The sequence below is a fragment of the Streptomyces sp. NPDC015661 genome, from assembly GCF_043077765.1.
In the GTDB taxonomy this organism is placed as follows: Bacteria; Actinomycetota; Actinomycetes; order Streptomycetales; family Streptomycetaceae; genus Streptomyces.
Map to the genome: position 1 here is coordinate 794314 of NZ_JBIBST010000002.1, position 26534 is coordinate 820847.

A 26534-nucleotide genomic window follows, 5' to 3' on the forward strand; every position below is an offset into this window, starting at 1 on the left:
CGCGTGGCAGGGGGATCAGCGGGACCCGGCGGCCCGCATGCCCCGGGCAGCGGCGGCCTTCGACGCCTGGTCGGAACCGAGGAGGTCGAGGACTTCGCGGGCACGGGCCGGCTGGGAGGAGACGGCCAGGACGCCTCCGCCGAACGTCGAGGTGATGGCGGTGTCGCCCGGCAGGGGGCCGACGATGACGACGCCCGGCAGGTCCATCAGCTCGCTGTGCTGCTGAAAGGCCAGGTCCGCCCGGCCGGATGACAGCAGGCTGCCGGCGGGCACGCCCGGTGGCGCCTGGACGAGCCGGTCCCCCAGGACGTCGGCGAGGTCGAGCCGGGCGATCAGATCGACCAGGGCCGTGCCGCTCGGGCCGGTGGAGTAGGCGATCCGCTTCGCCGACAGCAGTGCGGCCCGCAGGTCGGCTTCCGAGTCCAGCGGAGGGAGCGGTGTTCCCTCGGGCACGGCGGCGACGACCTCCGAGACCCACAGGGGGCGCACCGTGTCGCCGAGGACGTACCCCTGCTCGGCCAGCCCGGCCAGCGCCCCGTCGGCAAGCACGAGCACATCGGACTCGGCGCCGTCACGCACCCGCCTCGCGATCTCGACGCCGCCCGCGGAGTCGAAGCGCACCGCGAGCCCGTGGGCGAGCCGGATGTGTTCGGTGAGTTCGGCGAGTACGGGCCGCGTCGCCATCGAGGACAGCCCAGAGATCTCTCGGTCCACGTCTTCTCGTCTCCTCCTCGGTGTGCGGCAGATCGTACGGCGCTCGGTCGGATGCCTCAACGCGGGTCTGCGAGACTGCTCGTGTGAGCACAACCCAGAGCACCGCGGCGGGAAAGGTCCTTCTGGTCCTGTCGGCCTTCGACCGCGAGCACCCGTCGCAGACCCTGTCGGACATCGCCCAGCGCACGGGGTTGGCGCTCAGCACCGCGCACCGTGTGGTGGCGGAGCTGGCGGCGTGGGGGGCTCTGGAGCGTGCGGAGGACGGGTCGTGGCACGTCGGGCTGAGGCTCTGGGAGATCGCCTCGGGCTGCCCCCGTACGCAGATCCTGCGTGACGTGGCCCTGCCGTTCATGCAGGACCTCTACGAGGTGACGCACGAGAACATCCAGCTCGCGGTGCGCGAGGGCACCGAGCTCGTCTTCGTCGAGCGGATCGCCGGACACCGGTCGGTGCAGCTCCTGACGATGGTGGGGACCCGGTTCCCCGTCGGGTCCACCGGGATGGGCCGGGTGCTCCTTGCGCACGCGCCGCGGGACATCCAGGAGGAGGTCCTCGCCTCACCGCTGCGGGCCTGGACCCCGCACACCGTCACCGACCCGAAGACGCTGCGCAGACAGCTGGACCGCATCCGCCGCGAGCAGGTCTTCGTCAGCGACCGCCAGCTCTCGGAGGACACGGTCGCGGTGGCCGCTCCCGTACGGATCGGCCGGACCGGACCCGTCAGCGCGGCTCTGGGGATCGTCGTCGCGGCGCGCAGCGCGAGCCGCGCGCGGGGCCTGCGTGAGCCGCTGCTCAGGGCCGTGCACGGGATCTCCGACGAGCTCGGCCGGCGGGCCCGCACGGCGCTCTGATCTCCGGGGCACTTCCGCCTGACGGAAACGCCGGCGACCGGCCGCCGCTCCGGGTGTCAACGTTCGGGTCATCCCGCACGTTCGCACCCTCCCAGGAGATGCCATGGCCGATGCCCCCGTCGACACCGTCGCCTCGGTGCCCGTCGCCGTAGTCGGCGCCGGCCCCGCCGGCCTGATGCTGGCCCACCGGCTCGGACGGGCGGGCGTCGGGACGATCGTGCTCGACACCCGCACCCGGCACGAGATCGAGACGACGCAGCGGGCCGGCATCCTGGAGGCCGACGTGGCCCGGGACCTGGTCGAGACCGGCGTCTCCGACCGGATCCTGCGCGAGGGCCACGAACACGAAGGCACCGAGATCCGTGTCGGCGGCCGGGCGCACCGGATCCACTTCAAGGCGCTGGTGGGCGAGTCGGTCTGGCTGTATCCGCAGACCGACGTCTTCATCGACCTGGCCGACGCGCGGGACCGGGACGGCGGCACGGTCCACTTCGGCGTCAAGGACACCGAGGTCCTGGACATCACCACCGACGCCCCGCGGGTCCGCTACACCGCCGCCGACGGCTCCCGGCACGAGATCCGCGCCCGGTACGTGGTCGGCGCCGACGGCTCCCGCAGCATGTGCCGCAACCTGGTCCCCGAGGACCGGCGGGTGCGGTACGGCAAGGAGTATCCCTTCGCCTGGTTCGGCATCATGGCCGAGGCCCCGCGCAGCGCGCCCGAGCTGGTCTACGCCCACTCCGAGCACGGGTTCGCGCTGATCAGCCAGCGGACCGAGACCGTGCAGCGGATGTACTTCCAGTGCGACCCCGACGAGTCCGTCGACGCGTGGACGGACGACCGGATCTGGGAGACGCTCCAGGCCAGGGTGGCCGGCGAGGACGGCTTCCGCCTCGCCGAGGGTCCGGTCCTGGAGAAGGCGGTGCTGCGGTTCCGCTCGTTCGTGCAGGAGCCGATGCGCTGGGGCTCGATGGTGCTCGCCGGAGACGCCGCGCACACCGTGCCGCCGACCGGCGCCCGCGGCCTCAACCTCGCCCTGCACGACGTGAAGGTCCTCGCCGACGTCCTGCTGCGGGCGCTCGGGGACGAGGGCGAGACCGCCCTCGACGACTACCAGCCGCGGGCCCTGGAGCGGATCTGGCGGGCGCAGAACTTCTCCCACTGGCTGACCGGGCTGCTGCACACGCCGCCGGGCGCCTCGGCGTTCGACCGGCGCCGCCAGCTCGGCGAGCTCGACAACGTGGTGGGAACGCGCGCCGGACGCGCCTACCTCTCCGAGCAGTACACCGGCTGGCCCGTCAGCGCCCAGGGCTGACACCGACGACTCCCAGGAGCACATCCATGATCATCGACTGCCACGGTCACTTCACCACCGCGCCGCCGCAGTTGGGGCAGTGGCGCGACCGTCAGATCGCGGCGGCCGAGGGCCGCGGCCCCGTCCCGGATCCCGACGAGCTGGTCATCACCGACGACGACCTGCGGCAGGCGATCGAGGGCAACCAGCTGCGGCTCATGGACGAGCGCGGCAGCGACCTGACGATCTTCTCCCCGCGTGCCAGTTTCATGGCCCACCACATCGGTGACTTCGCGGTGTCCTCGGTGTGGGCCCGGATCTGCAACGACCTGGTCCACCGCGTCAGCACGCTCCACCCCGACCGCTTCGCCATGGGCGCGATGCTGCCGCAGTCGCCGGGCGTCGAGCCCGCGACCTGCCTGCCCGAACTGCGCCGCGCGGTCGAGGAGCTCGGCGCGGTCACCGTCAACCTGAACCCCGACCCTTCGGGCGGCAGGTGGACCGCGCCGCCGCTCACCGACCGGAGCTGGTACCCGGTCTACGAGGCGATGGTCGCGTACGACATCCCCGCGATGATCCACGTCAGCACCTCGTGCAACCCGGCGTTCCACACCACCGGCGCCCACTACCTCAACGCCGACACCACGGCGTTCATGCAGCTGCTCCAGGGCGACCTGTTCAAGGACTTCCCGACGCTGCGGTTCGTGATCCCGCACGGCGGCGGCGCCGTCCCGTACCACTGGGGCCGGTTCCGCGGCCTGGCCATGGCGCTCGGCCGGCCGGACCCCGAGACCCTGCTCGACAACGTCTTCTTCGACACCTGCGTCTACCACCAGCCCGGCATCGACCTGCTCACGCGGGTCGTCCCCGGCAGGTCCGTGCTCTTCGCCAGCGAGATGATCGGCGCGGTCCGCGACATCGACCCGCACACCGGCCACCACTTCGACGACACGAAGCGGTACGTCGACGCCACCCCGCACCTGACGGACGAGGACCGCGCCGCCGTGTACTCCGGCAACGCCCTGCGCGTCTACCCCCGACTCGCCGCCCGCCTCGCCGCGGCCGGCCGCTGACCCCAGGAGAAGCACCCATGGAACACACCGAACTCGGCGTCGTCCACACGAAGATCGATCGGGCGGACCCGGAGGCCGTCGCGGAGCTGGCGAAGTACGGCGTCGCGACGATCCACGAGGCCATGGGCCGGGTCGGGCTCATGCGCCCCTACCTGCGCCCCGCCTACCCGAAGGCCCGGATGTGCGGCACGGCCGTGACCACGCTCCTCCAGCCCGGCGACAACTGGATGCTCCACGTGGCCGCCGAGCAGATCCAGGACGGCGACGTCGTCGTCGCGGCCTGCACGACCGAGAGCGAGGACGGCTTCTTCGGCGAGCTGCTCGCCACGTCGTTCCGCGCCCGCGGCTGCCGGGGCCTGATCATCGACGGAGGCGTCCGCGACGTCACCGACCTGGAGCGGATGGACTTCCCCGTCTTCTCCCGCGCGATCAACGCCAAGGGCACCGTCAAGGCCACCCTCGGCTCCGTCAACGTGCCCGTGGTCTGCGGCAACGCCCTCGTCCGCCCCGGCGACGTGATCGTCGCCGACGCCGACGGCGTCGTCGTGGTGCCGCGCGAGCGGGCCGCCGAGGTGGCCGCCGCCTCCGCCGCCCGCGAGGCCAACGAGGAAGGCAAGCGGGCGCAGTTCCGCGCGGGCCGGCTCGGCCTGGACCTGTACGGCATGCGCGGCCCGCTGGCCGAGCTCGGCCTGCGTTACGAGGACTGACGATGACGACCTTCGAGAAGACCCCGGGCTGGCTGGACTGGTACGCAGGTCCGAGCCGGCCGCAGTTCCGGCTCCCCTCCGGCGCCGTCGACGCGCACTGCCACGTCTTCGGACCGGGCGCCGAGTTCCCGTACGCCCCCGAGCGCAAGTACACGCCGTGCGACGCGTCCAAGGACCAGCTGTTCGCGCTCCGCGACCACCTCGGCTTCGCCCGGAACGTCGTGGTGCAGGCGACCTGTCACGGCGCCGACAACACCGCCATGGTCGACGCCCTGCGGGCCTCCGGCGGGCTGGCCCGGGGCGTGGCGACGCTGCGCCCCGACGTCACCGACGCCCAGGTGCGGGAGCTGCACGAGGCGGGCGTCCGCGGGGTGCGGTTCAACTTCGTGAAGCGGCTCGTGGACGCGGCGCCGCAGCAGCACCTGCGGGACGTCGCCGAGAAGATCGCGCCGTACGGCTGGCACGTCGTCGTCTACTTCGAGGCCGCGGACCTCCCCGACCTGCGGGACTTCCTGCTGTCGATCCCCGTCCCGCTGGTCGTCGACCACATGGGACGGCCGGACACCGCGAAGGACCCGGAAGGGCCCGACTTCGAGGCCTTCCTGAACTTCATGCGGGCCCGTCCGGACATCTGGTGCAAGGTGACGTGCCCGGAGCGGCTCTCGCTGACCGGCCCGCCGGCCCTCGACGGGGAGCGGAACGCCTACCGTGACGTGGTCCCCTTCGCCCGGCGCGTCGTCGAGGAGTTCCCCGACCGCGTCCTGTGGGGCACCGACTGGCCGCACCCCAACCTCACCGATCACATGCCCGACGACGGCCTGCTCGTCGACTTCCTCCCGCACATCGCGCCGACCCCGGCGCTGCGGCAGAAGCTCCTCGTCGACAACCCGATGCGCCTGTACTGGCCGGACGCCGACTGACCCGCCCACGACCGGAGGCCACCATGTCACTGGACAAGACCTACAAACTGGTGCCGGGGACCACGATCTTCGACGCCGAACAGTCCGCCAAGGGCTACCACCTCAACCAGTTCTGCATGTCGCTGATGACCGCGGAGAACCGCGCGGCCTACCTCGCCGACGAGCGTGCCTACCTGGACGCCTGGCCGCTTCGGGAGGAGCAGAAGCGGGCCCTGCTCGACCGCGACCTCAACGCCGCCATGCGCGAGGGCGGCAACATCTACTTCCTCGCCAAGTGGGGCGCGACCCTGGGGTTCTCGTTCCAGCAGATGGCGGGGTCGATGACCGGCATGACCGAGGAGGAGTACCGCGCGATGATGGTCGGCGGCGGCCGCTCCGTCGACGGGAACCGCATCGACCACGCGGTCCTGGAGGCGGCACACGCCGACCCGACGCCCCCGGCCGAGCACGCCGTGATCACCGGCGCGGTCTTCACCTCCCACGTGCCGGCCATCGGCGCGGCGATGGATCACGAGAAGACCGAAGAGCCTTACTGGCGACCGGTGTTCGAGGGGTACGAGTACTCCAGGCGGTGGGAGCGGGAGAACCTCCCCGACGTGATCTTCCTGGTCTACAACGACCACGCCTCCGCCTTCGACCAGTCCCTGATCCCCACCTTCGTCCTCGGGACCGGCGCCGCCTTCCCCACCGCCGACGAGGGGTACGGGCCCCGCCCCGTGCCCGGCGTCGAGGGCGACCCGGATCTGGCCGCGCACATCGCGCACTCGCTCATCAGGGACGACTTCGACCTCACCCTCGCGAACGAGCTGACGGTCGACCACGGCCTCACCGTCCCGCTGTCGCTGATGTTCGGCGACACCGAGAAGTGGCCGTGCAAGGTGATCCCCTTCCACGTCAACGTGGTGCAGTACCCCGTCCCCTCGGGCGCCCGCTGCTTCGAGCTCGGCCGCGCCCTGCGCCGGGCGATCGAGTCGTACGACCGGCCGCTCAGGGTGCAGGTGTGGGGCACCGGCGGCATGAGCCACCAGCTCCAGGGCCCGCGGGCCGGCCTCATCAACCGGGAGTGGGACAACGCCTTCCTGGACCGGCTGGTCGAGGATCCCGCCGGCCTCGCACAGGTGCCGCACCTGGAGTACGTCGAGGAGGCGGGCTCGGAGGGCATCGAGCTGGTCATGTGGCTGATCGCCCGCGGCGCGATGAGCGACGTCGACGGCTCCGGCGAGGTCGAGGTCAGGCACCGCTTCTACCATGTGCCGGCGTCCAACACGGCCGTCGGACACCTGATCCTGGAAAACCACCCCCGGGCCGAAGAGCCCGCCGTGAAGGAGTGACATGACTGACGACCGGACCGTACGGATCGCCCTGGCCGGCGGCGGTGCCTTCGGCGCCAAGCACGCGGCGGCGCTGAAGCGGATCGAGGGCGTCGAGGTGGCCGCCGTCGTGAGCAGCAGCCTCGAACGCGCCCAGAAGTTCGCCGCGGAGCAGGGCGTCGGGCGCGCCGTCGCCTCCCTGGACGAGGTCCTCGCCATGGACGACATCGACGCCGTCATCCTGGCCACCCCCACGCAGCTGCACGCCTCGCAGACGCTGGCGTGCCTCGAAGCGGGCAAGCACGTCCAGGTCGAGATCCCGCTCGCCGACTCGCTCGGCGACGCCGAGGCGTGCCGGGCCGCGGCGGAGCGCACGGGCCTCGTGGCGATGGTGGGCCACACCCGCCGGTTCAACCCGAGCCACCAGTGGGTGCGGCGGCGGATCGAGGCGGGCGAGTTCTCCGTCCAGCAGATGGACGTGCAGACGTACTTCTTCCGCCGGAAGAACCTCAACGCGCTCGGCGAGCCGCGCTCCTGGACCGACCACCTGCTGTGGCACCACGCCGCGCACACGGTCGACCTGTTCGCGTACCAGGCGGGTTCTCCGATCGTGCAGGCCAACGCCGTGCAGGGCCCCCTCCACCCCGAGCTGGGGATCGCGATGGACATGTCGATCCAGCTGCGGGCGGAGAACGGCGCCATCTGCACCCTGTCGCTGTCGTTCAACAACGACGGGCCGCTCGGCACGTTCTTCCGCTACATCGGCGACACCGGCACGTACATCGCCCGGTACGACGACCTGTTCACCGGAAAGGAGGAGCCCATCGACGTCAGCGGGGTCGACGTGTCGATGGACGGCATCGAGCTCCAGGACCGCGAGTTCGTCGCCGCCATCCGCGAGGGCCGCGAGCCGAACTCCTCCATCGCCCAGGTGCTTTCCTGCTACCGGACCCTGGCGGCGCTGGAGCAGCAGCTGAACGCGGTCGCGGGCTCGTGACCGCCGCCGCGTCGTCCGCCGGCGCGGGGCTCGCCCCGCGCCGGCTCGGTCCGTTCGCGGTCCCTGCCATCGGCCTGGGCTGTATGAACCTGAGCCATGCGTACGGTGTCCCGCCGAGCCCGGAGGCCGCCGAGAAGCTGCTGCTGACGGCGCTGGAGGAGGGCGTCACGCTCTTCGACACCGCCGCCCTCTACGGCTTCGGCGCGAACGAGGAGCTGCTCGGCCGGGTGCTGGCCCCGCACCGGGACCGGATCGTGCTGGCCAGCAAGTGCGGGATGACCGGGGTCGACGGCCGGCGCGTCATCGACGGGCGGCCGGAGACCCTCCGGCGCACCGTGGACGAGGCGCTGGCCCGGCTGCGCACCGATGTCGTCGACCTGTACTACCTGCACCGGGTCGACCGGCAGGTCCCGGTGGAGGAGAGCGTCGGGGCGATGGCCGAACTCGTCGCGGCGGGGAAGGTACGCGCGCTCGGGCTCTCGGAGGTCTCCGCGGCGACGCTGCGCCGGGCGCACGCCGTGCATCCGATCGCCGCCCTGCAGAACGAGTACAGCCTCTGGTCGCGCAATCCGGAGCAGGGCACTCTGGCGGCGGCCCGTGAACTCGGAGTCGCCCTGGTGGCGTTCAGCCCGCTGGCCCGGGGCTTCCTCACCTCGACGCCCCCGGACCTCGGCGGTCTTCCCGCCGGGGACATCCGCCGCGGTATGCCCCGCTTCGACTCCGGCCACTACCCCGCCAATCTGGCGCTGCGGCAGGAACTGGAGCGGATCGCCGGCGAGGCGGGCCTCGGTCTCCCGCAGCTGGCCCTGGCGTGGGTCGTCTCCCGGGGCTCCCACGTCGTCGCGATCCCCGGCACCCGGTCGGTCCCCCATCTGCGGGAGAACCTGTCCGTGCTCGACCTCGACGTACCGGGCGAGGTGCTCGACGCGGCGGACCGGGTGCTGAACGCCGCGACGGTCCACGGGCCCCGCTACAACGAGTCCACGCTCGCCGAGATCGACACCGAGCGCTGCGGCCGGGCGGGCTGACGCATACGACGAGGGGCGGTACGGGCCTTGTGGCCGGTACCGCCCCTCGTCGTGTGTCGTCCGGCGGGCGGGGTCCTCGTCGCCCCGCCCGCCGCGGCGGCCCGCGGCAAGCCTCCGCCCGTGCGGTAGGCGGAGGCTCCCCCCGTGCGGGCCCGACAGGTGGTCGTGTCAGGCGTAGTGGCGGTACACGGCCTCGGCGACGCAGGCCGGCTTCTCGTTGCCCTCGACCTCGACGGTGAACGTCAGGGGCATCTGCACGCCGTTGCCCTTGACCTCCTCCACCGTGCCGACGACGCCGTGGAGGCGGATCTTCGCGCCGACGGGGACGGGGCTGGGGAAACGGACCTTCTCCAGGCCGTAGTTGACGCTCATCTTGGTGCCGGTGATGGTGAGCAGCTCCCCGAAGAGCGGGATCATGAGGGAGAGGGTGAGGTAGCCGTGGGCGATGGGGCCGCCGAAGGGGCCGTCCTTGGCCTTCTCCGGGTCGGTGTGGATCCACTGGTGGTCGTCGGTGGCGTCGGCGAAGGTGTTCACCCGGTCCTGGGTGATCTCGAGCCAGCGCGTGCGGCCGAGGTCGGCTCCGCTGAGGGACTTGAGTTCGTCGAGGCCGTTGGCGGTGGTGGACATGGAGGGTCCTTTCGATGGCGGGAGCGGTTCGCTCCCGGCTCGGTCACGGATGGGGGCGCTCGGCGGGGCCGGTGGCGTAGGTGTCGCGCACGGCGGGCTTGATGATCTTCCCGGAGGGCGTGCGGGGCAGCTCTTCGGTCAGGACGAGCGACTTGGGGATCTTGTACTTGGCGAGCCGGCCCGTGAGGTGGCCGAGGATGTCGTCCTGGTCGGCGCGGGCGCCGGGGCGCAGCACGACGACGGCGCGGCCGACCTCGCCCCAGACCGGGTCCGGCACGCCGATGACCGCGCACTCGGCGACGGCGGGGTGGTCGAGGAGCGCGTCCTCCACCTCGGCCGGGTAGACGTTCTCCCCGCCCGAGACGAACATGTCCTTGACCCGGTCGACGATGTAGGCGTAGCCCTCGTCGTCGGTGCGGGCGACATCGCCGGTGCGCAGCCAGCGGCCGTCGGTGAAGACGGCCTCGGTGTCCTGGGGCCGTCCCCAGTAGCCGGTCATGACGTTGGGGCCCTGGACGAGGACCTCGCCGCGCTCCCCCGGGCCCGCCTCGCGGCCGTCGGGCCCGACGACACGGGTGTCGGTGAAGAAGTGCGGCACCCCGGCGGAGCCCGCCTTCTCCGAGGCCTTCTCCCGGTCCAGGAACAGGACGCCGGGGGACGCCTCGGTCATGCCGTAGCCCTGGCTGAAGGCGAGGCCGCGGTCGAGGTACGTGGCGATGGTGCGGGCGGGCACGGGGGCACCGCCGCAGTTGAGGGTGCGCAGGCTCGACAGGTCGGCGGTCGCCCAGCGGGGCCGGGCGGCCATCGCGTCGTACATGGTGGGGACGCCGAACATGTACGTCACCCGCTGGACCTCGACGATCTCCAGGACGCGTTCGGGGTCGAACGCGCCGAGGAGGACCACGCGGCCGCCCTTCAGGAGGGTCGGCAGACAGGTCATGTTGAGGCCGGCGGTGTGGAACAGCGGGGCCACGACGAGGGTCACCTCGTCGCCGGAAACATCGGTGTCGACCAGGACGTTGACACTGTTCCAGGTGATGTTGGCGTGGGAGAGGACGGCGCCCTTGGGGCGGCCCGTGGTCCCGGAGGTGTACATGATCATGCACGGGTCCTCGGGTGCCACCGCCTCGTCCAGCGGATCGGTCCCGGCGCCGGCGATAAGTTCCTCGTAGCCGAGACCTCCGTCCTCGTCGGGGCCGGCGAGGTCGATCCGGTGCCGTGCGCCCGCCTCGGCCGCCGCGGCACGGGCCGTCCCGTCCTGCTCGGGCGCGTGGACGAGGACGGTGCTGCCCGAGTCGGCCAGGTTGTGGGCCAGCTCCGGCGCCGCGAGCCGGGTGTTGAGCGGGACGAAGACCGCGCCCAGCGCCCCGGCGGCGAACAGGGTCTCCAGGAACGCCGGATGGTTGGGGCCGAGGTACGCGACCCGGTCGCCCCGCGCCACGCCGAGGTCGCGCAGCGCGTGGGCGAGGCGAAGGACGCGCTCGTGCAGCTCGCCGTAGGTCAGGGTGCGGTCCTCGTGGACCACGGCGACCCGGCCGGGCGTCTTGCGGGCCCGGCGCGCGGGCCAGGAGCCGATGCCTTGGTTCAACACGGAGTCTCCTTCAGTCCGCCGTCAGACCCAGCAGGTAGGCGGCGTTCCCCTTGAGGATCTTCGGCCGGACCTCGGGCTTGATGTCGAGCTTCTCGAAGTCGGCGAGCCAGCGGTCGGGGGTGATGACGGGGTAGTCGGAGCCGAAGAGCACCTTGTCCTTGAGCAGGGTGTTGGCGTACCGGACGAGCTGCGGCGGGAAGTACTTCGGGGACCAGCCGGACAGGTCGATGTACACGTGCGGCTTGTGCGTGGCCACCGCCAGGGCCTCGTCCTGCCAGGGGAAGGACGGGTGGGCCAGGACGATCCGCAGCTCCGGGAAGTCGACGGCCACGTCGTCGATCAGCATCGGGTTGGAGTACTTCAGCCGGATGCCGCCGCCGCCCGGGACGCCGGCGCCGATGCCGGTCTGGCCGGTGTGGAAGAGCGCGGGCACGCCCAGCTCCTCGATGGCCTCGTACAGCGGGTAGGCGAGCCGGTCGTTCGGCGAGAACGCCTGGATGCTCGGGTGGAACTTGAAGCCGCGGACGCCGTACTCCTCGACCAGGCGCCGTGCCTCCCGTACGCCCGCGCGTCCCTTGTGCGGGTCGATGCTCGCGAAGGGGATGAGCGCGTCGGCGTGGGCGGCGCAGCTCTCCGCGATCTCCTCGTTGGAGATCCGCGGGTGGCCGGTGGCGTGCTCGGCGTCGACGGTGAACACCACCGCCGCCATGCGGCGCTCCCGGTAGTGGTCGGCCATCTCGTCGATGGTCGGCTGCCGGTGGCCGTGGGCCTTGAAGTACTCCTCGGAGGCCCCGAAGAGCTCCGGACTCAGCGCCCCGTGGCCGTCCTTGGAGATCTCCGCGTGCGTGTGCACGTCGATGGCCGTGAGCCGGTCGAGGTCGAGGGCGAGGTCGCTCATGTCACGCCACCGGGGCCTGGGGCGCGGGGATGCCGTAGGTCTCGGGCTCGGCGCCGACGCCGCCCGGCCACTCGACGGCGATGGCGTCGGCGGTCCAGCCGCCGTCGGCGAGGGCGACGGCCTTCTCCTTGGGGTGGGCCCACAGGGCGAGTCGGTCGCCGCCGATGCCGATGGCCTGCCCGGTCACTCCGTCGGAGTCGTCCGAGGCCAGGAAGGTGATCAGGGCGGCGACGTCCTCGACCGTGCCGAGGCCCTCGTCCTTGCGCAGCCAGTCCGGCAGCGGCTTGCCCGTGCGCTCGGACTCCTCGATGACCGGGGCGAACGCCGGGATGGTCTTGGTCATCTCGGTGGCGGCGACCGGGACGACGGCGTTGACGGTGATGCCGGCGCGGCCCAGCTCCATGGCCCAGGTGCGGGCCATGGCGACGATGCCCGCCTTGGCGGCGGCGTAGTTGGTCTGGCCGAAGTTGCCGCGCTGGCCGGCCGGGGAGGAGATGAGGACGAGGCGGCCGCCGGTGCCCTGCTCGCGCATGCGGACGGCGGCGGCGCGGGCGCAGGTGAAGGTGCCGCGCAGGTGGACGCGGACCACGTCGTCGAAGTCCTCGTCGGTCATCTTCCACAGCACGCGGTCGCGCAGGATGCCGGCGTTCGTGACGAGCACGTCCAGGCTCCCGAACTCGCGCACGGCCGTGTCCACCAGCTCCTGGGCGGCGGCGCTGTCGCCCACCGCCGCGACGACGCCGGTCGCCCTGCCCCCCTCGGCCGTGATGGCGGCGACGGCGGCGTCGACGACGGCCCGGTCGACGTCGTTGACGACGACGGCGGCGCCGGCCGCGGCGAGAGCCTGGGCGTAGGCCAGTCCGAGACCGCGTCCGCTGCCGGTGACGACGGCGACCTTGCCGTGAAGATCCATGAGAGATGCCTCTCCTCAAGGGGGTGGAAGGGGGGTGGAAGGGGGTGTGCCGAAGGTCCCGGCACAAGCCGGGATCGACAGGAATCCTGATGAACGCCAGTCTGGGCATTAACAGGATTCCTGTCAATGTTTTAGGGTGAGGGGCGCCGCCACTCCGGCGGCAGCCGGTTCGGGAGCGGTACGGCCACCCCGGGCGCACCTTCACCACGGGAGGACGAACGTGAGCACCTCACTGCTCTACCTGCTCAAGAGGACGGAGCTGGCGGTGCGGGCCCGCCTGGAGGAACTGGTCAAGCCCGCCGGGATCACGGCCCTGCAGTACACCGCCCTGACCGTCCTTGAGCGGCACGACGGCATCTCCGCCGCCCAGCTCGCCCGCGACTCCTTCGTCACCGCCCAGTCGATGGCCGACATGGTCCGCGCCCTGGAGAGCCGGGGCCTGATCCGCCGCGAGCCCAACCCCGCCAACCGCCGCGAGCGCCTCATCCTGCTCGCCGACCCGGGACGGCGACTGCTCGCCGAGTACGCCGGGCCGGCGCGCGCACTGGAGGAGCGCATGGTCGCCGGTCTGAGCGCCGAGGAGATCCATGTGCTCAGGGAGGCCCTGGTCGGGGCGTGGCGCTCCCTGTCGTAGAAGAACCCCCGGTCCTCGGAGCAGGGATCAGCCGCGCGGGGCGTCGTGCTCGACGTACCGGCGGATCTTCCGCAGCGTCTCGGGGTGCGCTTCCTTCGCGCCGTAGGTGCGGTCGGCGGTCACCGGCGCGATCGCGATGCGGCCGTCGCGGAACAGGGCCGCGGAGTCGGCGTCCTTCACGGTCTCGGTGCAGGGCTCTCCCGGCGTCTCCTCGCAGAAGCCCAGGCCGATCTCGAAGGAGTCGTCCCCGGTCTGCTCGTAGGCGTGCCAGACGACGGCGCCGCGGCCGACGCTCGTCCAGGCCGGGGTCCCGGCCCGCTGACCGGTGCTGACGTCGGGGTAGTCGACCTTGAGCGCGAAGTCGCCGGTCAGCAGGCCGCGTTCCTCGAGGCCCGCGACGAAACGGGCCCCGAACTCGGCGTTGGCACGGTAGTTGACGCGGGGGAAGTTCAGGTTGCTCTCGTCGCCGGAGGAGGAGAACGCGATCGCGGGCACGCCCTGGTCGATCGCGGCGACGGCAGCGCCCACGGTGCCGGAGTCGTTCACGCTCGCGGAGACGTTGGGGCCGGAGTTGATGCCGGTGAGGACGAGGTCGGGTGCCTCGGTCCAGCCGGCCTTGGCCTTGAGGCCGGCGCGCAGGGCGAGCTTGACGGTGTCGGCGGGGGTGGCGGACGGGGAGTCCTTGGTGCAGGGGCCGTCGGCGAGGCAGACGCCGTAGACGGCTCCGCGGGACGGGGCCTGGGCGCAGTCGTTCTCGTAGCCGGCGGGCAGGGCGGTGCGGCGCTGGGCGGTGAGGACGCCGCCGTTGGTGACGGCGGTGCCCTTGCCGGACTGGACCTGCCAGGGCGCCATGACGACGACGTCGGCCCCGGCGGCACACATCGCGCGGCGGAGCTCGTACAGGCCGAGACCGTCGGAGTTGCTCGCCTTCGCCGCCTGCATGGAGTCGTCGTTGGAGATCAGGATCCGCATCCCCGCGAGCGGGAGGGCCTTCTCGGCGGTGCCGGGAGTGGTGGCGTACGCGGTCACTCCCGCGGCGGCGATCAGTGCGGCCCCCACGGCCGCGAGTCCGATCCTGCGCGTGGTCGGCGACATCGGCGACATGGGCGTGTTCCCTTCGGTGGGGAGGGGTGCCGGGCGGCGCTCGGTCAGGTCGCGCCGCCCGGCGTCGCGGCTCCGGGAGGGCCGCGAGTCAGGGGGAGGTGGATCCGTGCGGGGTCAGCGGACCGACTTGATCGGGATGACCGCCGCCGCGCCGACCAGGGTGATCAGGGCGGCCGCGACGTAGAGACCGTCGTAGCCGACCGCGCCGACGAGCAGCGAGGCCAGGAACGGGGCGAGGATCTGCGGGCCGGCGTTCGCGATGTTGAGGACGCCCATGTCGCGGGCCGCGTCGTCGGCGCTGGGCAGGACCAGGGTGACGAGGGCGGTGTCCACGGCCATGTAGCAGCCGAAGGCGAGGCCCATGACGACGGTGAAGATCAGCATGCCGGTCCAGTCCGGCTTGACGACCGGCACGAGCATCGCGACGGCGCAGAGGGTGCAGGAGAGGCCGACCAGCGGCTTGCGGCGGCCCATGCGGTCGGAGAGCAGTCCGCCGAGGACGGTGGCGAGCAGGGTGACGCCGGCGTCGAGGGGGGCGATGAAGGCGACGGCCTCGGTGGCGTCGAGCCCTTCGGGGAGCCTGATGTGGTCCTGGAGGATGTACATCTGGAACAGCGAGACCGAGAAGAAGCCGAGCATCATCAGGAAGCGGCCGATGAAGACCCAGCGGAAGTCGGCCGACCTCAGGGTGTCCGCGAATGCGGCCAGCTGCTTGCGCAGCGGCACCGTCTCGACCGTGGGACGCTTCCGCTCGCGGACCGCGCCGGTGAAGAGGACGGCCGCGCCGGCGATGATCGCGCCGAGTACGAGATAGCCGAGGGTGACGTCGCCGGGGACGAACAGGGCGGCGGTGGAGATGCCGACGGCGGAGCCGATGGGGGTGCCGATGCCGACCATCGCGGAGGCCAGGCCACGGCGTTCGACGGGGACGCGGTCGGGGACGACGGCGGTCAGGGCGGCCTGGTAGATGTTCATCATGGCCTGGACGAGACACCAGCCGATGGTGACGAGGAGCACCGTCCGGGCGGCGCCGAGCAGGGCGAGCGCGCCGAGGGCGGCGAGACCGCCGCACAGGATCCAGGGGTTGCGCCGTCCCGAGCGGTCGGAGAGCAGTCCGGCCAGCGGGTTGAAGAGGGTCGCGAAGATGGCGGCGACGCCGGAGACGAGACCGAAGTTGGCGACCTTGTTCGCCGGGTCGACGAGTTCGACCTGGACCGGCAGGAGAACCACACCGATGCCCATGTAGACCATGAACATGGCGGCGTTCGCCACCGTGAGCATGGGCATCAGCCGCAGCAGGGCGCCTCGGCCGGCGACCGGGCCGGCGGCCTGCGGCTCCGACTCCGCCGGGTCGGCCGGCCGGACTTCGGATGCGTTCATGTGGTTCTCCTCGGCCGCGGCCCCGGGAGGCGTCCTGTGCGGCGGGTCATGCGTGAGCGGGAAGGGTGGTGCGGGGGTGGTGCCGGTCAGCTGTCGAAGCCGAGGCCGAAGCGGTCGAGGGTGCGCAGCCAGAGGTTGCGGCGTCCCTCGTTCAGGTCGGCGCGTGCCATGGACCACTTGGTGATGTTGATGCCGATCGAGCGGACGGGCTCGGGCGGGAAGGGCAGCGGCTTGCGGCGTACGAGTTCGAGCTCGGTGCGCTCGGTGTGCTCGCCCGCGAGCAGGTCGAGCAGCACGTCGGCACCGAAGCGCGTGGCGCCGACGCCGAGGCCGGTGTATCCGGCGGCGTAGGCGACCTTGCCGTGGTGACTCGTGTCAAAGAAAACGCAGAAACGGGTGCTGGTGTCAATGGCTCCGCCCCAGGCGTGACTGAAGCGAACCCCTTCGAGCTGCGGAAACGTCGTGAAGAAATGCGAGGCGAGGGTCGCGTAGGTCGCGGGCCTGCGGTCGTGCTCGGCGCGGACCGGACCGCCGTGGTGGATCGCGTCGTAACCGCCCCAGAGGATGCGGTTGTCGGCGGAGAGCCGGACGTAGTGGAACTGGTTGGCGCAGTCCGCGAAGCCCTGGCGACGGGCCCAGCCGACGGAGGCGAGCTGGTCGTCGGTGAGCGGTTCGGTCATCAGCGCGTAGTCGTACACGGGGACGGTGTACGGGCGGTGGCGGCGGAGCAGGGACGGGTAGGCGTTGGTGGCGAGCGCGACGCGGCGGGCGGTGATCCGGCCGTAGGGGGTGCCGACGCCCATGACGGCACCGTGCTCGTCGAGCGATGTCGCGGGGGTGCGCTCGTGGATGCGGACGCCGAGGTCGAGGCATGCCTGCTTGAGGCCCCAGGCGAGCCGGGCGGGGTTGACCATGGCGACGTCGTCCTTGTTCCAGACGCCGCCGAGGAAGGTGGGTGAGTCGATCTCGGCGCGGACCTCGTCGGCGTCGAGGAGGAGGGGCGTGCCTCCGTAGCGGGTGGCGGCTTCGGCCTCCTCGGCGAGGCCTTCGAGCTGGTAGCGCTCGGTGGCGACGGCGAGGGAGCCGGTGCGCTCCCAGTCGCAGTCGATGCCGTACCGCTGGATGGCGTCCTCGATGCCCCGGAGGTTCTCGCGGCCGAGGTGTTCCAGGCGGCCGATCTCCTCGGGCCAGCGCTGGAGGCCGTTCGCGAGGCCGTGGGTGAGGCTGGCCTCGCAGAACCCGCCGTTGCGGCCGGAGGCGGCGCCGCCGACCTCGTCCGCCTCGACGAGCACGACGTCGGCGGAGGGGTTGCGTTCCTTGGCGTTGAGGGCGGTCCACAGGCCGGTGTAGCCGCCGCCGACCACGAGGAGGTCGCAGGTGGTGCCGCCGACGAGGGCGGGGGCGGGCTGAGGTCGGCGCGGGTCGTCCAGCCAGAACGGGGTGGGGTCGACGTCCCGGAGCGAGCTGAGGTGGTTCATGGGTGTTCCTTCGGGGTCGCGGAGACGCCCGAGCGCGGGGAGCCTCCGAAGTGCCGCCCATGAGACTCCGCCGCGGGAACAAGGTCAATGGTGTTGACGTAAGACCCCCCGCGTCACCTCTCCGGGCCGGGCTCCGGTCGTAGCGCCGCCACCGCGCTCAGCATCAGTTCCAGCGCGAACGGGTAGCCGCTGTCGCTCATGTCGGCGGCCAGGAGGGGGAAGGTCGCGGCGATGTTCGGGTGGGTGTCGGCGGACAGCCGGCCGTAGACCGCGTGCCAGACCTGCTCCTCCTTCTCCTGGGCGGCGGGCGGCAGGGCCAGGGCGGCGGCGTCCTGGGCGGCGAAGGCGAGGGCCTGGTCGACGAAGGCGTGGTAGATCCGCACGGCGAGTCCGTCCGGGAAGCCGGCGGAGCGCAGGACGCCGAGGATCCGCTCGACGGCCCGGGTCTCGTACGGCCGCCCGGTGGTGCGGTGGGCCGCGAGGGCCGCCGCCTGCGGGTAGGCCATGTAGCAGCCGTGGATGCGAAGCCCCAGGTCACGGAGGTCGGCCCGCCAGTCGCCGGTGGCCGTCCAGCCCTCCTGGGCGCGGCCGATCATCTCGTCCGCGACGGCGAGCAGCAGGGCGTCGGTGTTCCGGAAGTAGCGGTAGAGGGCCGTCGGGTCGGCGCCGAGCGCGGCGCCCAGCCTCCGTACCGACAGGGCTTCCGCGCCGTGCTGCGCGATCAGGCGCAGCGCGGTCTCGACGATGAGCCGCTCCGAGAGGACGGCGCCCTGCTTGGTGGGGCGGCGACGCTGCCGGCTGCCTTCGGGAACCACGCGTTCGGACATGGCCGGAACCTTACGTCAACACTATTGACGTGTAAACGGCCCGCCCGCTTCCATGGCGCCCACCAACCGACATCACTTGTTCTGGAGCGCCCATGACCACGGCCGATCTGGTCTTCACCCGCGGTCCCGTCTTCACGGCGGACCCGGCCCGCACCCGGGCGACCTCGCTCGCCGTCGTCGGCGAGCGGATCGTGGCCGTCGGCCACGACGAGGTGCGGGAGCTCGTCGGCCCCGGCACGGAGGTCGTCGACCTGACGGGGAAGCTGCTGCTCCCCGGCTTCCAGGACGCCCACATCCACGCGGTCGGCGGCGGCAAGGAGCTGGCCGAGTGCGATCTGACCGGCACGGTCGGCGTCGCCGAGTACCTGGAGCGGATCCGGGAGTACGCCGACGCGAACCCCGAGCAGGCCTGGATCACCGGCGGCGGCTGGTCGATGGAGAGCTTCGAGGGCGGCCTGCCCACCCGGCAGCTGCTCGACTCCGTCGTCCCGGACCGGCCGGTCCTCCTGTCGAACCGTGACCACCACGGCGCCTGGGCCAACACCCGGGCGCTGGAGCTCGCGGGTCTCACCGCCGGCACCCCGGACCCGGCCGACGGCCGGATCGAGCGGGAGGCGGACGGCTCCCCCAGCGGCATGCTCCAGGAGGGCGCGATCGGTCTCGTCGGCCGGCTGGTGCCGGAGGCCACCGCCGAGGACCGGCTCGCCGGACTGCTGCGGGCCCAGAAGCTGCTGCACTCGCTCGGCATCACGGCCTGGCAGGACGCGCTGCTCGGCTCCTTCGCCGGCATGGCCGACCCGTCCGAGGCGTACATGGCGGCCGCGGGCGACGGTTCGCTGACGGCCCGGGTGACCGGGGCGCTGTGGTGGGACCGGGAGCGGGGCGCCGAGCAGATACCCGAACTGGTGGCCAGGCGCGAGAAGCTGACCTCCGGCCGCTTCCGCGCCGGCTCGGTGAAGATCATGCAGGACGGCATCGCGGAGAACTTCACCGCCGCGATGACCACCCCGTACCTGGACGGCTGCGGCTGCGCCACCGCCAACAGCGGCCTGAGCTTCGTCGATCCCGAGGCGCTGCGCGGGTACGTGACCGAGCTCGACGCCCTGGACTTCCAGGTCCACTTCCACGCCCTGGGCGACCGGGCCGTCCGTGAGGCCCTGGACGCCGTCGAGGCGGCGATCGCCGCCAACGGCCGCCGCGGCAACCGGCACCACCTCGCCCACCTCCAGGTCGTCCACCCCGAGGACCTGGCCCGGTTCGCGAAGCTCGGCGCCATCGCGAACATCCAGCCGCTGTGGGCCGCGCACGAGCCGCAGATGGACGAGCTGACCATCCCGTTCCTGGGTCCCGAGCGGGCCGCCTGGCAGTACCCGTTCGGCGATCTCGTACGGGCCGGGGCCACCCTCGCCGCCGGCAGCGACTGGCCGGTCAGCAGCCCGAACCCGATCGAGGGCATCCACGTCGCGGTGAACCGCCGCGACCCCGAGGCCACCGACGACCGGGTCTTCTACGCCGAGCAGCGCCTCGACCTCACCACGGCGCTGGCCGCCTACACCGCGGGCACCGCGCACGTGAACGGTCTCGACGACACCGGCAGCCTGCGGCCCGGCCACCTCGCCGACCTGGTCGTCCTGGACCGCGACATCCTCACGGGCCCGCCGGAGGAGATCGCCGAGGCCCGGGTGGAACGGACCTACGTCGGCGGCCGGCTGGTCCACTCGGTCTGACCGTGCCTCAGCGGCGCAGCGACGAGCCCCGTACGTCCAAGCGCGTCGGGACGAGTGTCCCGGCCGGCTCCCGCCGGCCGTGTTCCAGGACCGCGACGAGGTGCTCGATGCCGGCCTCCGCCACCGCCTCGGGCCGCAGGCTCAGCGTGGTCACGGGCGGCTCGGTGTGCAGGGCCGTGGCGTCCTCGCTGACCAGGACGACCAGCAGGTCGTCCGGGACCTCGTACCCGTGGCGGCGCGCCGCCTCCAGGACGAGGGGCGGGCTCGCCTCCGCGACGACCAGAAGGGCGTCGGGCCGCTCCGGCCCCTCGCCGGCCAGGGCGGTCTCGACGGCGCGCACCACCGGGCCGTTGCCGGCCTCCCCGACGCGTACCGCGCGCTCCGGCAGGGCGTGGGCGGCGCACCACTCCCGGTGGGCGGCGCACACCTCGGTGTGGAAGCGGGTGGTGCTGTCCGGCACCACGAGGACGGGCCTGCGGGCCCCCTGTTCCAGGAGGTGGTCGAGGGCCTCGCGGACGGCGCCGCCCGCGTCGACGTCCACCCAGTAGCCCCCCGGCAGCCCCTCGACGGAACGGTCCGTGAAGACGGGGATACCGGCGGCGAGGAGGCTTTCGACGACCGGGTCCTCGGCGACGGGGTCGGCGACGACCACCGCGTCGAGGGACAGGTCGGCCCACTCGCTCTGCAAGGAGCCGGCGGGCAGCAGGACCACGGCGTAGCCGCGTCGCAGCGCGGTGGCCGCGGTGGCCCCGGTCAGCCGGGCGAAATACGGCGACTCGAGAAAGGTCCAGGGAGTGGCGGCGAACTCGCCGACCACGTATCCGATCAGCCGGGCCCGTCCCGCGCGCAGCTGGCGTGCGGTGGCGTTGGGCCGGTAGCCCATCCTGCGCGCGGTCTCGCGGGCCCTCTCCCGTACCTCGGGGGAGAGTCTGCCGGTGCCGTTGAGCGCCGCCGAGACGGTCGTCTTGGACAGGCCCGCCTCGCGGGCCACGTCGACCAGGCGGACGCGCGGGACGGGCGGCGAGGGCTGCCCGCCGGGCCGTGAAGCTTCGGTCATGGTGGTGATGCTGCCACCCTCGCGACCTGCGCAAAACCGTTCCCGCAAAGTCGGCTGCAGGTCTTGTGCGGGAACGTTCCCGCACCAATACTCGCTCCATCCCCCCGAGCCCGTCACTACACCTGTAAAGGGGTGGGTCCCTCCCCATGCGCATGCCCAGAGCCCTCGCGCTTCTCGTCTGTACCGCCGCCCTCGCGGCCACCACCAGCGCCTGCTCCGGCGCCACGAACCCGCCGGCCGCCGGCGGAGGCACGAACTTCAAGGTCAGCCCCACCTCGCCGGCCGCGCAGGGGCCGCTGGACTCCTTCACCTGGTCCCTCTACGCCGAGCCGTACACGCTGGACTACGCCCTCGCGTACGACTACCCGCCGAACACGGTCCTCGCCAATGTCTGCGAGCAGCTCCTGCGGGTCACGCCCGACATGAAGATCGTGCCCGGCCTCGCCGTGAAGTGGGCGCAGCCCGACCCGCGCACCCTCGTCTACACCCTCCGGCCCGGGGTGAAGTTCCACGACGGCACCACGATGACCGCCGACGACGTGGTCGCCTCCCTCAAGCGCCAGATGGACCCGAAGACCGGCTCGCCCTGGGGCTCCGCGTTCAAGAGCGTCGACGCCATCGAGAAGACCGGCCCGCTGGAGGTGACGATCCGGCTCGGCAAGGAGGACGTCCTCTTCCACGAGCTGCTGGCCGCCTCCCCCGGCACCGTCGTGAGCGCCGCCTCCCTCGCCAAGGAGGGCAAGGACTACGGCACGCCCAAGGGCAAGCTGAACTGCACCGGCCCGTACGCCCTCGACTCCTGGGCCCAGGGCGACAGCATCACCCTCAAGAAGAACGCCGCCTACTGGGACAAGTCGCTCACGCCCAAGTCGGAGAAGGTCAAGTTCACCTTCATCGAGGACGCCGCTGCCCGCTCCAACGCCTTCCTGTCCGGCAGCGCCGACGGCGGCTACCTGGTCCCGTCCTCCTCCTTCGCCCAGCTGAAGTCCGGTGGCAAGGGTTCGCTCCTCTTCGGCCCGAACACCGCCGCCGCGAACCTCGCGGTGCTGAACTTCCACGGCCCGCTCGCCAACGTCAAGGTCCGCAAGGCCCTGTCGATGGCCCTCGACCGGAAGAACATCATCAAGGCCGCGGCCGGCGGCGTCGGCGTCCCCGCCAAGGCCCCCGCCGCACGCGGCGCCTGGGCGCTGGCCCCGGAGAAGACGGCGGAGCTCTACGACACGCTGCCCGAGCCCGCGTACGACGTCGAGGGCGCGAAGAAGCTCGTCGAGGAGGCCCACGCGAAGGGCCGGACGATCACCCTCGTCACCAGCACCCTGGCGCCCGAGATCAGCGTCGTCGCCAACGCCGTCCAGGCCGCGGGCCGGCAGATCGGTCTCAACGTCGTGCTGAAGCCGGTCTCGCCCGACGCGTACAGCAGCATCTTCGTCGACCCGAACGCGCGCGAGGGTCTCGACCTGGTCATCACCAACGGCTACGACAACACGCCCGACCCGCTGGAGTTCTACCAGTACCTGCGCACCGGCGACTTCGGGAACTACGGCAACTGGTCCGAGGCCGAGTACGACGTCGCCTTCGACAAGGCCAACTCCGAGCCCGACCCCGCCAAGCGCGCCGAACTCACGGCGAAGCTCCAGAAGATCGCCATGGACGAGCTGCCGGTCATCCCCGTGTACGAGGCGCCCTACTCGGTCTTCCTCGGCAAGCGGATCACCGGTGCGCCGACCGGCATCGCCCAGCTCTACTTCCCGTGGGCCGCGACGATCGGGGCCTCCCAGCGATGACGCGCTACCTCGTCGGACGGCTCCTCGGCCTGGCGGCGGTGCTGTTCGTGACCTCCCTCGTGGTCTTCGGCTCCGTCCACCTGGCCCCCGGCGACCCGGTGTCGTTCCTCCTGCACGGCCGCCCCGCGACCCCCGCGGCCGTGGCGGCCCTGCGGGCGGAGCACCACCTCGACGACCCGCTGGTCACGCAGTACGCGAAGTGGCTCGGCGGCGTGCTGACCGGTGACTTCGGCCGCTCGGCCCAGTACCACCAGGACGTGGCCTCCCTCATCGGTTCCCGGCTGCCCGGCACCGCCCTGCTCGTCGGCTATGCCGCCGTGCTCGTCGCGGTGCTCGGGGTCGCGGCCGGCATCCTCGGGGCGCTGCGCCCCGGCCTGCCGGACCGGGTGGTGCTCATCGGCACCGGAGTCGCCACCGCCACGCCCTCCTTCGTGACGGCCATCGCGCTCGTCTCGCTCTTCTCCGTGCAGCTCGGCTGGTTCCCGGGGCCGGGCGGCGGCACCCCGGCGGGGCTCTCCGACCGGCTGTACCAGCTGACCCTGCCCGCCTTCGCCCTGGCGCTGTCCTTCGCGGGACTCCTCGCCCGGGTGACCCGCTCGTCGATGCTCGACGAACTCGGGCGCGAGCACGTCGAGGTGGCGCGCGCCCGGGGCGTGGCGGGCCGGTCCGTGGTCCGCCGGCACGTCCTGCGCAACGCGCTCGGCCCCGTCGTCACCGTCGGCGGCACGATGCTCGCCGGTCTGCTCATCTCCACCTCGATCGTCGAGACCGCCTTCGACGTCCCCGGCCTCGGCTCGCTGCTCGTGCAGTCGGTCACCGCGAAGGACTTCGCCGTCGTGCAGGCGATCACGCTCCTCAGCGTGGCGGCCTTCGTCCTCGTCAACCTCGTCGTGGACCTGCTCGCCCCGCTCATCGACCCCCGTCTCTCCCTCGGGGAAGGCTCCTCATGACCTCCACCACCTCCGCGGTGCCGTACCGCAGGCCGGGGCTGCGCGCCCTGCGCCTGTTCGGCCAGGGACCGCTCTTCGCGGTCTCCGTCGCGGTCCTCGCCCTGCTCGTCCTGGTCGCCCTGCTCGCGCCCGTCCTCGCCCCGTACGACCCCGAGGCGCTCGACCTGTCGGCGAGTCTCGTCGGCACCACCGGCGACCATCTGCTCGGCACCGACCAGTCGGGCCGGGACATCCTGTCCCGGCTGCTCCACGGCGCCCGCACCGGGCTGCTCGGGCCGCTGCTCGTCGTCGGCGTCTCCACGCTGCTGGGCACGCTCCTCGGCGTGGTGGCGGCCTGGCGGGGCGGCTGGGTGGACACGATGCTCTCCCGGTCCATGGACCTCGTCTTCGCGATCCCCGGACTGCTGCTCGCGATCCTTCTGGTGTCGGTCGTCGGCGAGGGGCTCACCGCGCCCGTGATCGCCATGTCGGTCGCCTACACCCCGTACGTGGGCCGGCTCGTCCGGGGCATCGCCCGGCAAGAGAAGGCCCGGCCGTACATCGAGGCCTACCGGGTGCAGGGCTGGTCCGGCTGGACCGTCTGCGTGCGCCATCTGCTGCCCAACATCGCCCCGACGGTCTTCGCGCAGTCGGCGATGAACTTCGGGTACGCGCTGATGGACCTGGCGGCGCTCTCCTTCCTCGGCTTCGGGGTGCAGCCGCCGGCCGCCGACTGGGGCGCCATGATCAACGAGGGGCAGGCGGCCGTCCTGCAGGGGGCGATGCTGCCGGCCCTCGCGCCCTCCGCGTGCATCGTGCTCGCCGTGGTGGCGTTCGGCATCGTCGGCGAGGGGCTCGCCGACCGGATCGCGAAGCGGGAACGGTGAACGCGATGAGTACGGTGTCGAAGGCACCCCTTCCGAAGACCGCGCCGGTCCTGGAGATCGAGGGCCTCGGCGTCCGCCTCGCCGGCGACCGGGCCGCCCGGCCGATCCTGGACGGGATCAGTCTGACGGTCGGGCCCGGGGAGACGGTCGGCCTGGTCGGCGAGTCCGGCTCCGGCAAGTCCGTGGCCTGCCGCAGCGTCCTCGGGCTGCTGCCCGGGGGCGCCCGCACCGAGGGCCAGGTCCGGGTCGCCGGCCGGGACGTCCTCACGATGAACCGCGCCGAGCTCACCGCACTGCGGGCCCGGCAGGTCTCCATGGTCTTCCAGGACCCGCGCGCCTCCGTCAACCCGCTGCGGCGGGTCGGCGACTTCCTCACCGAGGGGCTGCGCGCGGCCGGGACGCCGGCCGCCGAGGCGACCGCACGCGCCGAGGAACTCCTCGACGCCGTCGGCATCCGCGACCCGCGCGGCGCCCTGCGCCGCCACCCGCACCAGTTCTCCGGCGGCATGCTCCAGCGGGTCGTCATCGCGGCGGCCCTCGCGAGCGAGCCGGCCCTCCTCGTCGCCGACGAACCGACGACCGCGCTCGACGTCACCACCCAGGCCGAGGTCATCTCGATCCTGGCCCGGCTGCGGGCCGAGCGGGGCACGGGCATGCTGTTCGTCACCCACGACCTCGAACTGGCCTCCGCCATCTGCGACCGGGTGTACGTCATGTACGCGGGCCGGATCGTGGAGACCCGGTCCACCGACGAACTGTTCGACCGGCCCCGCCACCCGTACACCGCGGGCCTGCTCGCCTGCACCCCGCGTCTCGAACCGGACGCGCCGGCCCCCCGGCCCATCCCGGGACGCCCCGTCTCCCTCGCGGAGGCGCCGCCCGGCTGCTCGTTCGCCGCGCGCTGCGCCCACGCGCTGGCGCGCTGCACCGAGGAGACGCCCGTGCTCGTACGCCACGGCGACGGGCTCGCCGCCTGCCACCGTGCCGAAGAAGGGATCACGCTGTGACCGCCACGCCGAAGGAGGGCCTCGTCGTCGAGGGCCTGCGCAAGCGGTACGGGGACCACACGGCCGTCGACGGCGTGTCCTTCGCCCTCGCGCCCGGCTCCTCGCTCGCCCTCGTCGGGGAGTCCGGCAGCGGCAAGACCACCACGGTCCGGATGCTCGTCGGTCTGGAGCGCCCCGACGGCGGCACGGTCCACCTGGACGGCCAGGACCGCTCCGCCCGGCCCCGCGGCCGGGCCGAACGGCTCGCCAGGGCCCGGGACATCCAGATGGTCTTCCAGGACCCGTACCTGTCGCTCGACCCCCGGATCACCGTCGAGGGCTGCCTGGACGAGGTCCTGCGCCTGCACACCGACCTCGACCGGGCGGGCCGCCGGGCCCGGGTCGACGAGCTCCTCGACCAGGTCGGTCTCGGCGCCCGCGAGGCCTCGGCCCTGCCCCGGGGCCTCTCGGGCGGTCAGCGTCAGCGCGTGGCGATCGCCCGCGCCCTCGCGGTCAAGCCCCGGGTCCTCGTCCTCGACGAGGCGGTCGCCGCGCTCGACGTGTCGATCCAGGCGCAGATCCTCGAACTCCTCGGCACGATCCGCCGCGAGTCGGGCATCGGCTATCTCTTCGTCACCCACGACCTCGCGGTGGTCCGTCACATCGCGGACGAGGTCATGGTCCTGAAGTCCGGCCAGGTCGTGGAGACGGGACCGACCACGCAGGTCCTGGACGCGCCGGAACACCCGTACACCCGGCTCCTCCTGGACTCCGTGCCCCGCCGCCGGCGGCCGGCGGCCTGAGGTGCGGGCCGCGCG

The 26534-nt window shown here is 72.5% G+C and carries 25 protein-coding genes; 15 read left to right on the forward strand and 10 right to left on the reverse strand.

The window, feature by feature from the left end:
- Positions 1-15: 15 nt before the first annotated feature.
- Positions 16-714: a substrate-binding domain-containing protein gene (locus ACF07V_RS08135; protein WP_392152243.1), complete on the reverse strand. Its 699-nt coding sequence runs from the start codon at positions 712-714 to the stop codon at positions 16-18.
- An 83-nt stretch (positions 715-797) separates the two neighbouring features.
- Between ACF07V_RS08135 and ACF07V_RS08140 the strand changes: the two genes are divergently transcribed.
- The 8 genes from ACF07V_RS08140 to ACF07V_RS08175 all read left to right on the forward strand — a co-directional run bounded on the left by ACF07V_RS08140 (position 798) and on the right by ACF07V_RS08175 (position 8894).
- Positions 798-1565, forward strand: a complete 768-nt coding sequence (locus ACF07V_RS08140) for an IclR family transcriptional regulator (RefSeq protein ID WP_392152245.1) — start codon at positions 798-800, stop codon at positions 1563-1565.
- 103 nt (positions 1566-1668) lie between these two features.
- Positions 1669-2880, forward strand: a complete 1212-nt coding sequence (locus ACF07V_RS08145) for a 4-hydroxybenzoate 3-monooxygenase (RefSeq protein WP_392152247.1) — start codon at positions 1669-1671, stop codon at positions 2878-2880.
- Between the two features lie 26 nt (positions 2881-2906).
- Entirely contained in the window at positions 2907-3932 is a 1026-nt protein-coding gene (locus ACF07V_RS08150) for an amidohydrolase family protein (RefSeq protein ID WP_392152249.1), read from the forward strand.
- Between the two features lie 17 nt (positions 3933-3949).
- The gene (ligK, locus tag ACF07V_RS08155; RefSeq protein ID WP_392152250.1) at positions 3950-4639 is read left to right on the forward strand and encodes a 4-carboxy-4-hydroxy-2-oxoadipate aldolase/oxaloacetate decarboxylase; all 690 of its coding nucleotides are present in this window, start codon (positions 3950-3952) and stop codon (positions 4637-4639) included.
- Between the two features lie 2 nt (positions 4640-4641).
- Positions 4642-5559 carry an amidohydrolase family protein gene (locus ACF07V_RS08160; RefSeq protein ID WP_392152252.1) on the forward strand — a complete coding sequence of 306 codons (918 nt, stop codon included), beginning with the start codon at positions 4642-4644 and terminating at the stop codon, positions 5557-5559.
- Positions 5560-5582: 23 nt separating this feature from the next.
- On the forward strand, positions 5583-6890 hold the full coding sequence (gene ligA / locus ACF07V_RS08165; RefSeq protein ID WP_392152254.1) for a protocatechuate 4,5-dioxygenase subunit alpha: 1308 nt from the start codon (positions 5583-5585) through the stop codon (positions 6888-6890).
- 1 nt (position 6891) lies between these two features.
- Positions 6892-7866 carry a Gfo/Idh/MocA family oxidoreductase gene (locus ACF07V_RS08170; protein ID WP_392152256.1) on the forward strand — a complete coding sequence of 325 codons (975 nt, stop codon included), beginning with the start codon at positions 6892-6894 and terminating at the stop codon, positions 7864-7866.
- Positions 7863-8894: an aldo/keto reductase gene (locus ACF07V_RS08175; protein WP_392152258.1), complete on the forward strand. Its 1032-nt coding sequence runs from the start codon at positions 7863-7865 to the stop codon at positions 8892-8894. The genes ACF07V_RS08170 and ACF07V_RS08175 overlap by 4 nt, the downstream gene beginning before the upstream one ends.
- 168 nt (positions 8895-9062) lie before the next feature.
- Here ACF07V_RS08175 and ACF07V_RS08180 read toward each other — a convergent pair whose 3' ends face one another.
- Genes ACF07V_RS08180 through ACF07V_RS08195 form a run of 4 tightly spaced genes read right to left on the reverse strand, consistent with a single transcriptional unit; the run spans position 9063 to position 12923 of the window.
- Entirely contained in the window at positions 9063-9521 is a 459-nt protein-coding gene (locus tag ACF07V_RS08180) for a MaoC family dehydratase (protein ID WP_392152259.1), read from the reverse strand.
- 43 nt (positions 9522-9564) lie between these two features.
- Entirely contained in the window at positions 9565-11112 is a 1548-nt protein-coding gene (locus tag ACF07V_RS08185) for a long-chain fatty acid--CoA ligase (RefSeq protein WP_392152260.1), read from the reverse strand.
- Positions 11113-11122: 10 nt separating this feature from the next.
- Positions 11123-12010: an amidohydrolase family protein gene (locus ACF07V_RS08190; protein WP_392152262.1), complete on the reverse strand. Its 888-nt coding sequence runs from the start codon at positions 12008-12010 to the stop codon at positions 11123-11125.
- Between the two features lies 1 nt (position 12011).
- Positions 12012-12923, reverse strand: a complete 912-nt coding sequence (locus tag ACF07V_RS08195) for an SDR family oxidoreductase (RefSeq protein WP_392152264.1) — start codon at positions 12921-12923, stop codon at positions 12012-12014.
- A 220-nt stretch (positions 12924-13143) separates the two neighbouring features.
- Between ACF07V_RS08195 and ACF07V_RS08200 the strand changes: the two genes are divergently transcribed.
- Positions 13144-13557, forward strand: a complete 414-nt coding sequence (locus ACF07V_RS08200) for a MarR family winged helix-turn-helix transcriptional regulator (protein ID WP_392152266.1) — start codon at positions 13144-13146, stop codon at positions 13555-13557.
- Positions 13558-13584: 27 nt separating this feature from the next.
- Here the strand turns inward: ACF07V_RS08200 and surE are convergent, their stop codons facing one another.
- The 4 genes from surE to ACF07V_RS08220 all read right to left on the reverse strand — a co-directional run bounded on the left by surE (position 13585) and on the right by ACF07V_RS08220 (position 18346).
- Positions 13585-14661: a 5'/3'-nucleotidase SurE gene (gene surE / locus ACF07V_RS08205; protein WP_392152267.1), complete on the reverse strand. Its 1077-nt coding sequence runs from the start codon at positions 14659-14661 to the stop codon at positions 13585-13587.
- Between the two features lie 114 nt (positions 14662-14775).
- The gene (locus ACF07V_RS08210) at positions 14776-16041 is read right to left on the reverse strand and encodes an MFS transporter (RefSeq protein ID WP_392152269.1); all 1266 of its coding nucleotides are present in this window, start codon (positions 16039-16041) and stop codon (positions 14776-14778) included.
- Between the two features lie 86 nt (positions 16042-16127).
- Positions 16128-17519 carry an NAD(P)/FAD-dependent oxidoreductase gene (locus tag ACF07V_RS08215; protein ID WP_392152271.1) on the reverse strand — a complete coding sequence of 464 codons (1392 nt, stop codon included), beginning with the start codon at positions 17517-17519 and terminating at the stop codon, positions 16128-16130.
- A gap of 113 nt (positions 17520-17632) precedes the next feature.
- The gene (locus ACF07V_RS08220) at positions 17633-18346 is read right to left on the reverse strand and encodes a TetR/AcrR family transcriptional regulator (protein WP_392152272.1); all 714 of its coding nucleotides are present in this window, start codon (positions 18344-18346) and stop codon (positions 17633-17635) included.
- Between the two features lie 92 nt (positions 18347-18438).
- Between ACF07V_RS08220 and ACF07V_RS08225 the strand changes: the two genes are divergently transcribed.
- Positions 18439-20073 (forward strand): amidohydrolase, encoded by a 1635-nt coding sequence (locus ACF07V_RS08225; protein ID WP_392152274.1) that lies wholly within the window; start codon positions 18439-18441, stop codon positions 20071-20073.
- A 7-nt stretch (positions 20074-20080) separates the two neighbouring features.
- Here the strand turns inward: ACF07V_RS08225 and ACF07V_RS08230 are convergent, their stop codons facing one another.
- Positions 20081-21130: a LacI family DNA-binding transcriptional regulator gene (locus ACF07V_RS08230; RefSeq protein WP_392152276.1), complete on the reverse strand. Its 1050-nt coding sequence runs from the start codon at positions 21128-21130 to the stop codon at positions 20081-20083.
- A 146-nt stretch (positions 21131-21276) separates the two neighbouring features.
- Between ACF07V_RS08230 and ACF07V_RS08235 the strand changes: the two genes are divergently transcribed.
- The 5 genes from ACF07V_RS08235 to ACF07V_RS08255 are packed head-to-tail and all read left to right on the forward strand — an operon-like array spanning position 21277 to position 26519.
- Entirely contained in the window at positions 21277-22914 is a 1638-nt protein-coding gene (locus ACF07V_RS08235) for an ABC transporter substrate-binding protein (RefSeq protein WP_392152278.1), read from the forward strand.
- Positions 22911-23864, forward strand: coding sequence for an ABC transporter permease (locus ACF07V_RS08240; protein WP_392152280.1), 954 nt, complete (start codon positions 22911-22913; stop codon positions 23862-23864). The genes ACF07V_RS08235 and ACF07V_RS08240 overlap by 4 nt, the downstream gene beginning before the upstream one ends.
- Positions 23861-24730: an ABC transporter permease gene (locus ACF07V_RS08245; RefSeq protein WP_392152281.1), complete on the forward strand. Its 870-nt coding sequence runs from the start codon at positions 23861-23863 to the stop codon at positions 24728-24730. The genes ACF07V_RS08240 and ACF07V_RS08245 overlap by 4 nt, the downstream gene beginning before the upstream one ends.
- Before the next feature lie 5 nt (positions 24731-24735).
- Positions 24736-25737, forward strand: coding sequence for an ABC transporter ATP-binding protein (locus ACF07V_RS08250; protein WP_392152283.1), 1002 nt, complete (start codon positions 24736-24738; stop codon positions 25735-25737).
- Positions 25734-26519, forward strand: coding sequence for an ABC transporter ATP-binding protein (locus ACF07V_RS08255; RefSeq protein WP_392152284.1), 786 nt, complete (start codon positions 25734-25736; stop codon positions 26517-26519). The genes ACF07V_RS08250 and ACF07V_RS08255 overlap by 4 nt, the downstream gene beginning before the upstream one ends.
- Positions 26520-26534 lie beyond the last annotated feature (15 nt).

What these genes read in the sequence shown, in the direction of transcription:
- ligK (WP_392152250.1), top strand. Translation starts at nt 3,950, where the DNA reads ATGGAACACACCGAACTCGGCGTCGTCCACACGAAGATCGATCGGGCG.
- surE (WP_392152267.1), bottom strand. Translation starts at nt 14,661, where the DNA reads ATGTCGCCGATGTCGCCGACCACGCGCAGGATCGGACTCGCGGCCGTG.
- ACF07V_RS08245 (WP_392152281.1), top strand. Translation starts at nt 23,861, where the DNA reads ATGACCTCCACCACCTCCGCGGTGCCGTACCGCAGGCCGGGGCTGCGC.
- ACF07V_RS08190 (WP_392152262.1), bottom strand. Translation starts at nt 12,010, where the DNA reads ATGAGCGACCTCGCCCTCGACCTCGACCGGCTCACGGCCATCGACGTG.
- ACF07V_RS08170 (WP_392152256.1), top strand. Translation starts at nt 6,892, where the DNA reads ATGACTGACGACCGGACCGTACGGATCGCCCTGGCCGGCGGCGGTGCC.
- ACF07V_RS08240 (WP_392152280.1), top strand. Translation starts at nt 22,911, where the DNA reads ATGACGCGCTACCTCGTCGGACGGCTCCTCGGCCTGGCGGCGGTGCTG.
- ACF07V_RS08160 (WP_392152252.1), top strand. Translation starts at nt 4,642, where the DNA reads ATGACGACCTTCGAGAAGACCCCGGGCTGGCTGGACTGGTACGCAGGT.
- ligA (WP_392152254.1), top strand. Translation starts at nt 5,583, where the DNA reads ATGTCACTGGACAAGACCTACAAACTGGTGCCGGGGACCACGATCTTC.
- ACF07V_RS08235 (WP_392152278.1), top strand. Translation starts at nt 21,277, where the DNA reads ATGCGCATGCCCAGAGCCCTCGCGCTTCTCGTCTGTACCGCCGCCCTC.
- ACF07V_RS08230 (WP_392152276.1), bottom strand. Translation starts at nt 21,130, where the DNA reads ATGACCGAAGCTTCACGGCCCGGCGGGCAGCCCTCGCCGCCCGTCCCG.
- ACF07V_RS08195 (WP_392152264.1), bottom strand. Translation starts at nt 12,923, where the DNA reads ATGGATCTTCACGGCAAGGTCGCCGTCGTCACCGGCAGCGGACGCGGT.
- ACF07V_RS08225 (WP_392152274.1), top strand. Translation starts at nt 18,439, where the DNA reads ATGACCACGGCCGATCTGGTCTTCACCCGCGGTCCCGTCTTCACGGCG.
- ACF07V_RS08215 (WP_392152271.1), bottom strand. Translation starts at nt 17,519, where the DNA reads ATGAACCACCTCAGCTCGCTCCGGGACGTCGACCCCACCCCGTTCTGG.
- ACF07V_RS08210 (WP_392152269.1), bottom strand. Translation starts at nt 16,041, where the DNA reads ATGAACGCATCCGAAGTCCGGCCGGCCGACCCGGCGGAGTCGGAGCCG.
- ACF07V_RS08145 (WP_392152247.1), top strand. Translation starts at nt 1,669, where the DNA reads ATGGCCGATGCCCCCGTCGACACCGTCGCCTCGGTGCCCGTCGCCGTA.
- ACF07V_RS08150 (WP_392152249.1), top strand. Translation starts at nt 2,907, where the DNA reads ATGATCATCGACTGCCACGGTCACTTCACCACCGCGCCGCCGCAGTTG.
- ACF07V_RS08220 (WP_392152272.1), bottom strand. Translation starts at nt 18,346, where the DNA reads ATGTCCGAACGCGTGGTTCCCGAAGGCAGCCGGCAGCGTCGCCGCCCC.
- ACF07V_RS08180 (WP_392152259.1), bottom strand. Translation starts at nt 9,521, where the DNA reads ATGTCCACCACCGCCAACGGCCTCGACGAACTCAAGTCCCTCAGCGGA.
- ACF07V_RS08250 (WP_392152283.1), top strand. Translation starts at nt 24,736, where the DNA reads ATGAGTACGGTGTCGAAGGCACCCCTTCCGAAGACCGCGCCGGTCCTG.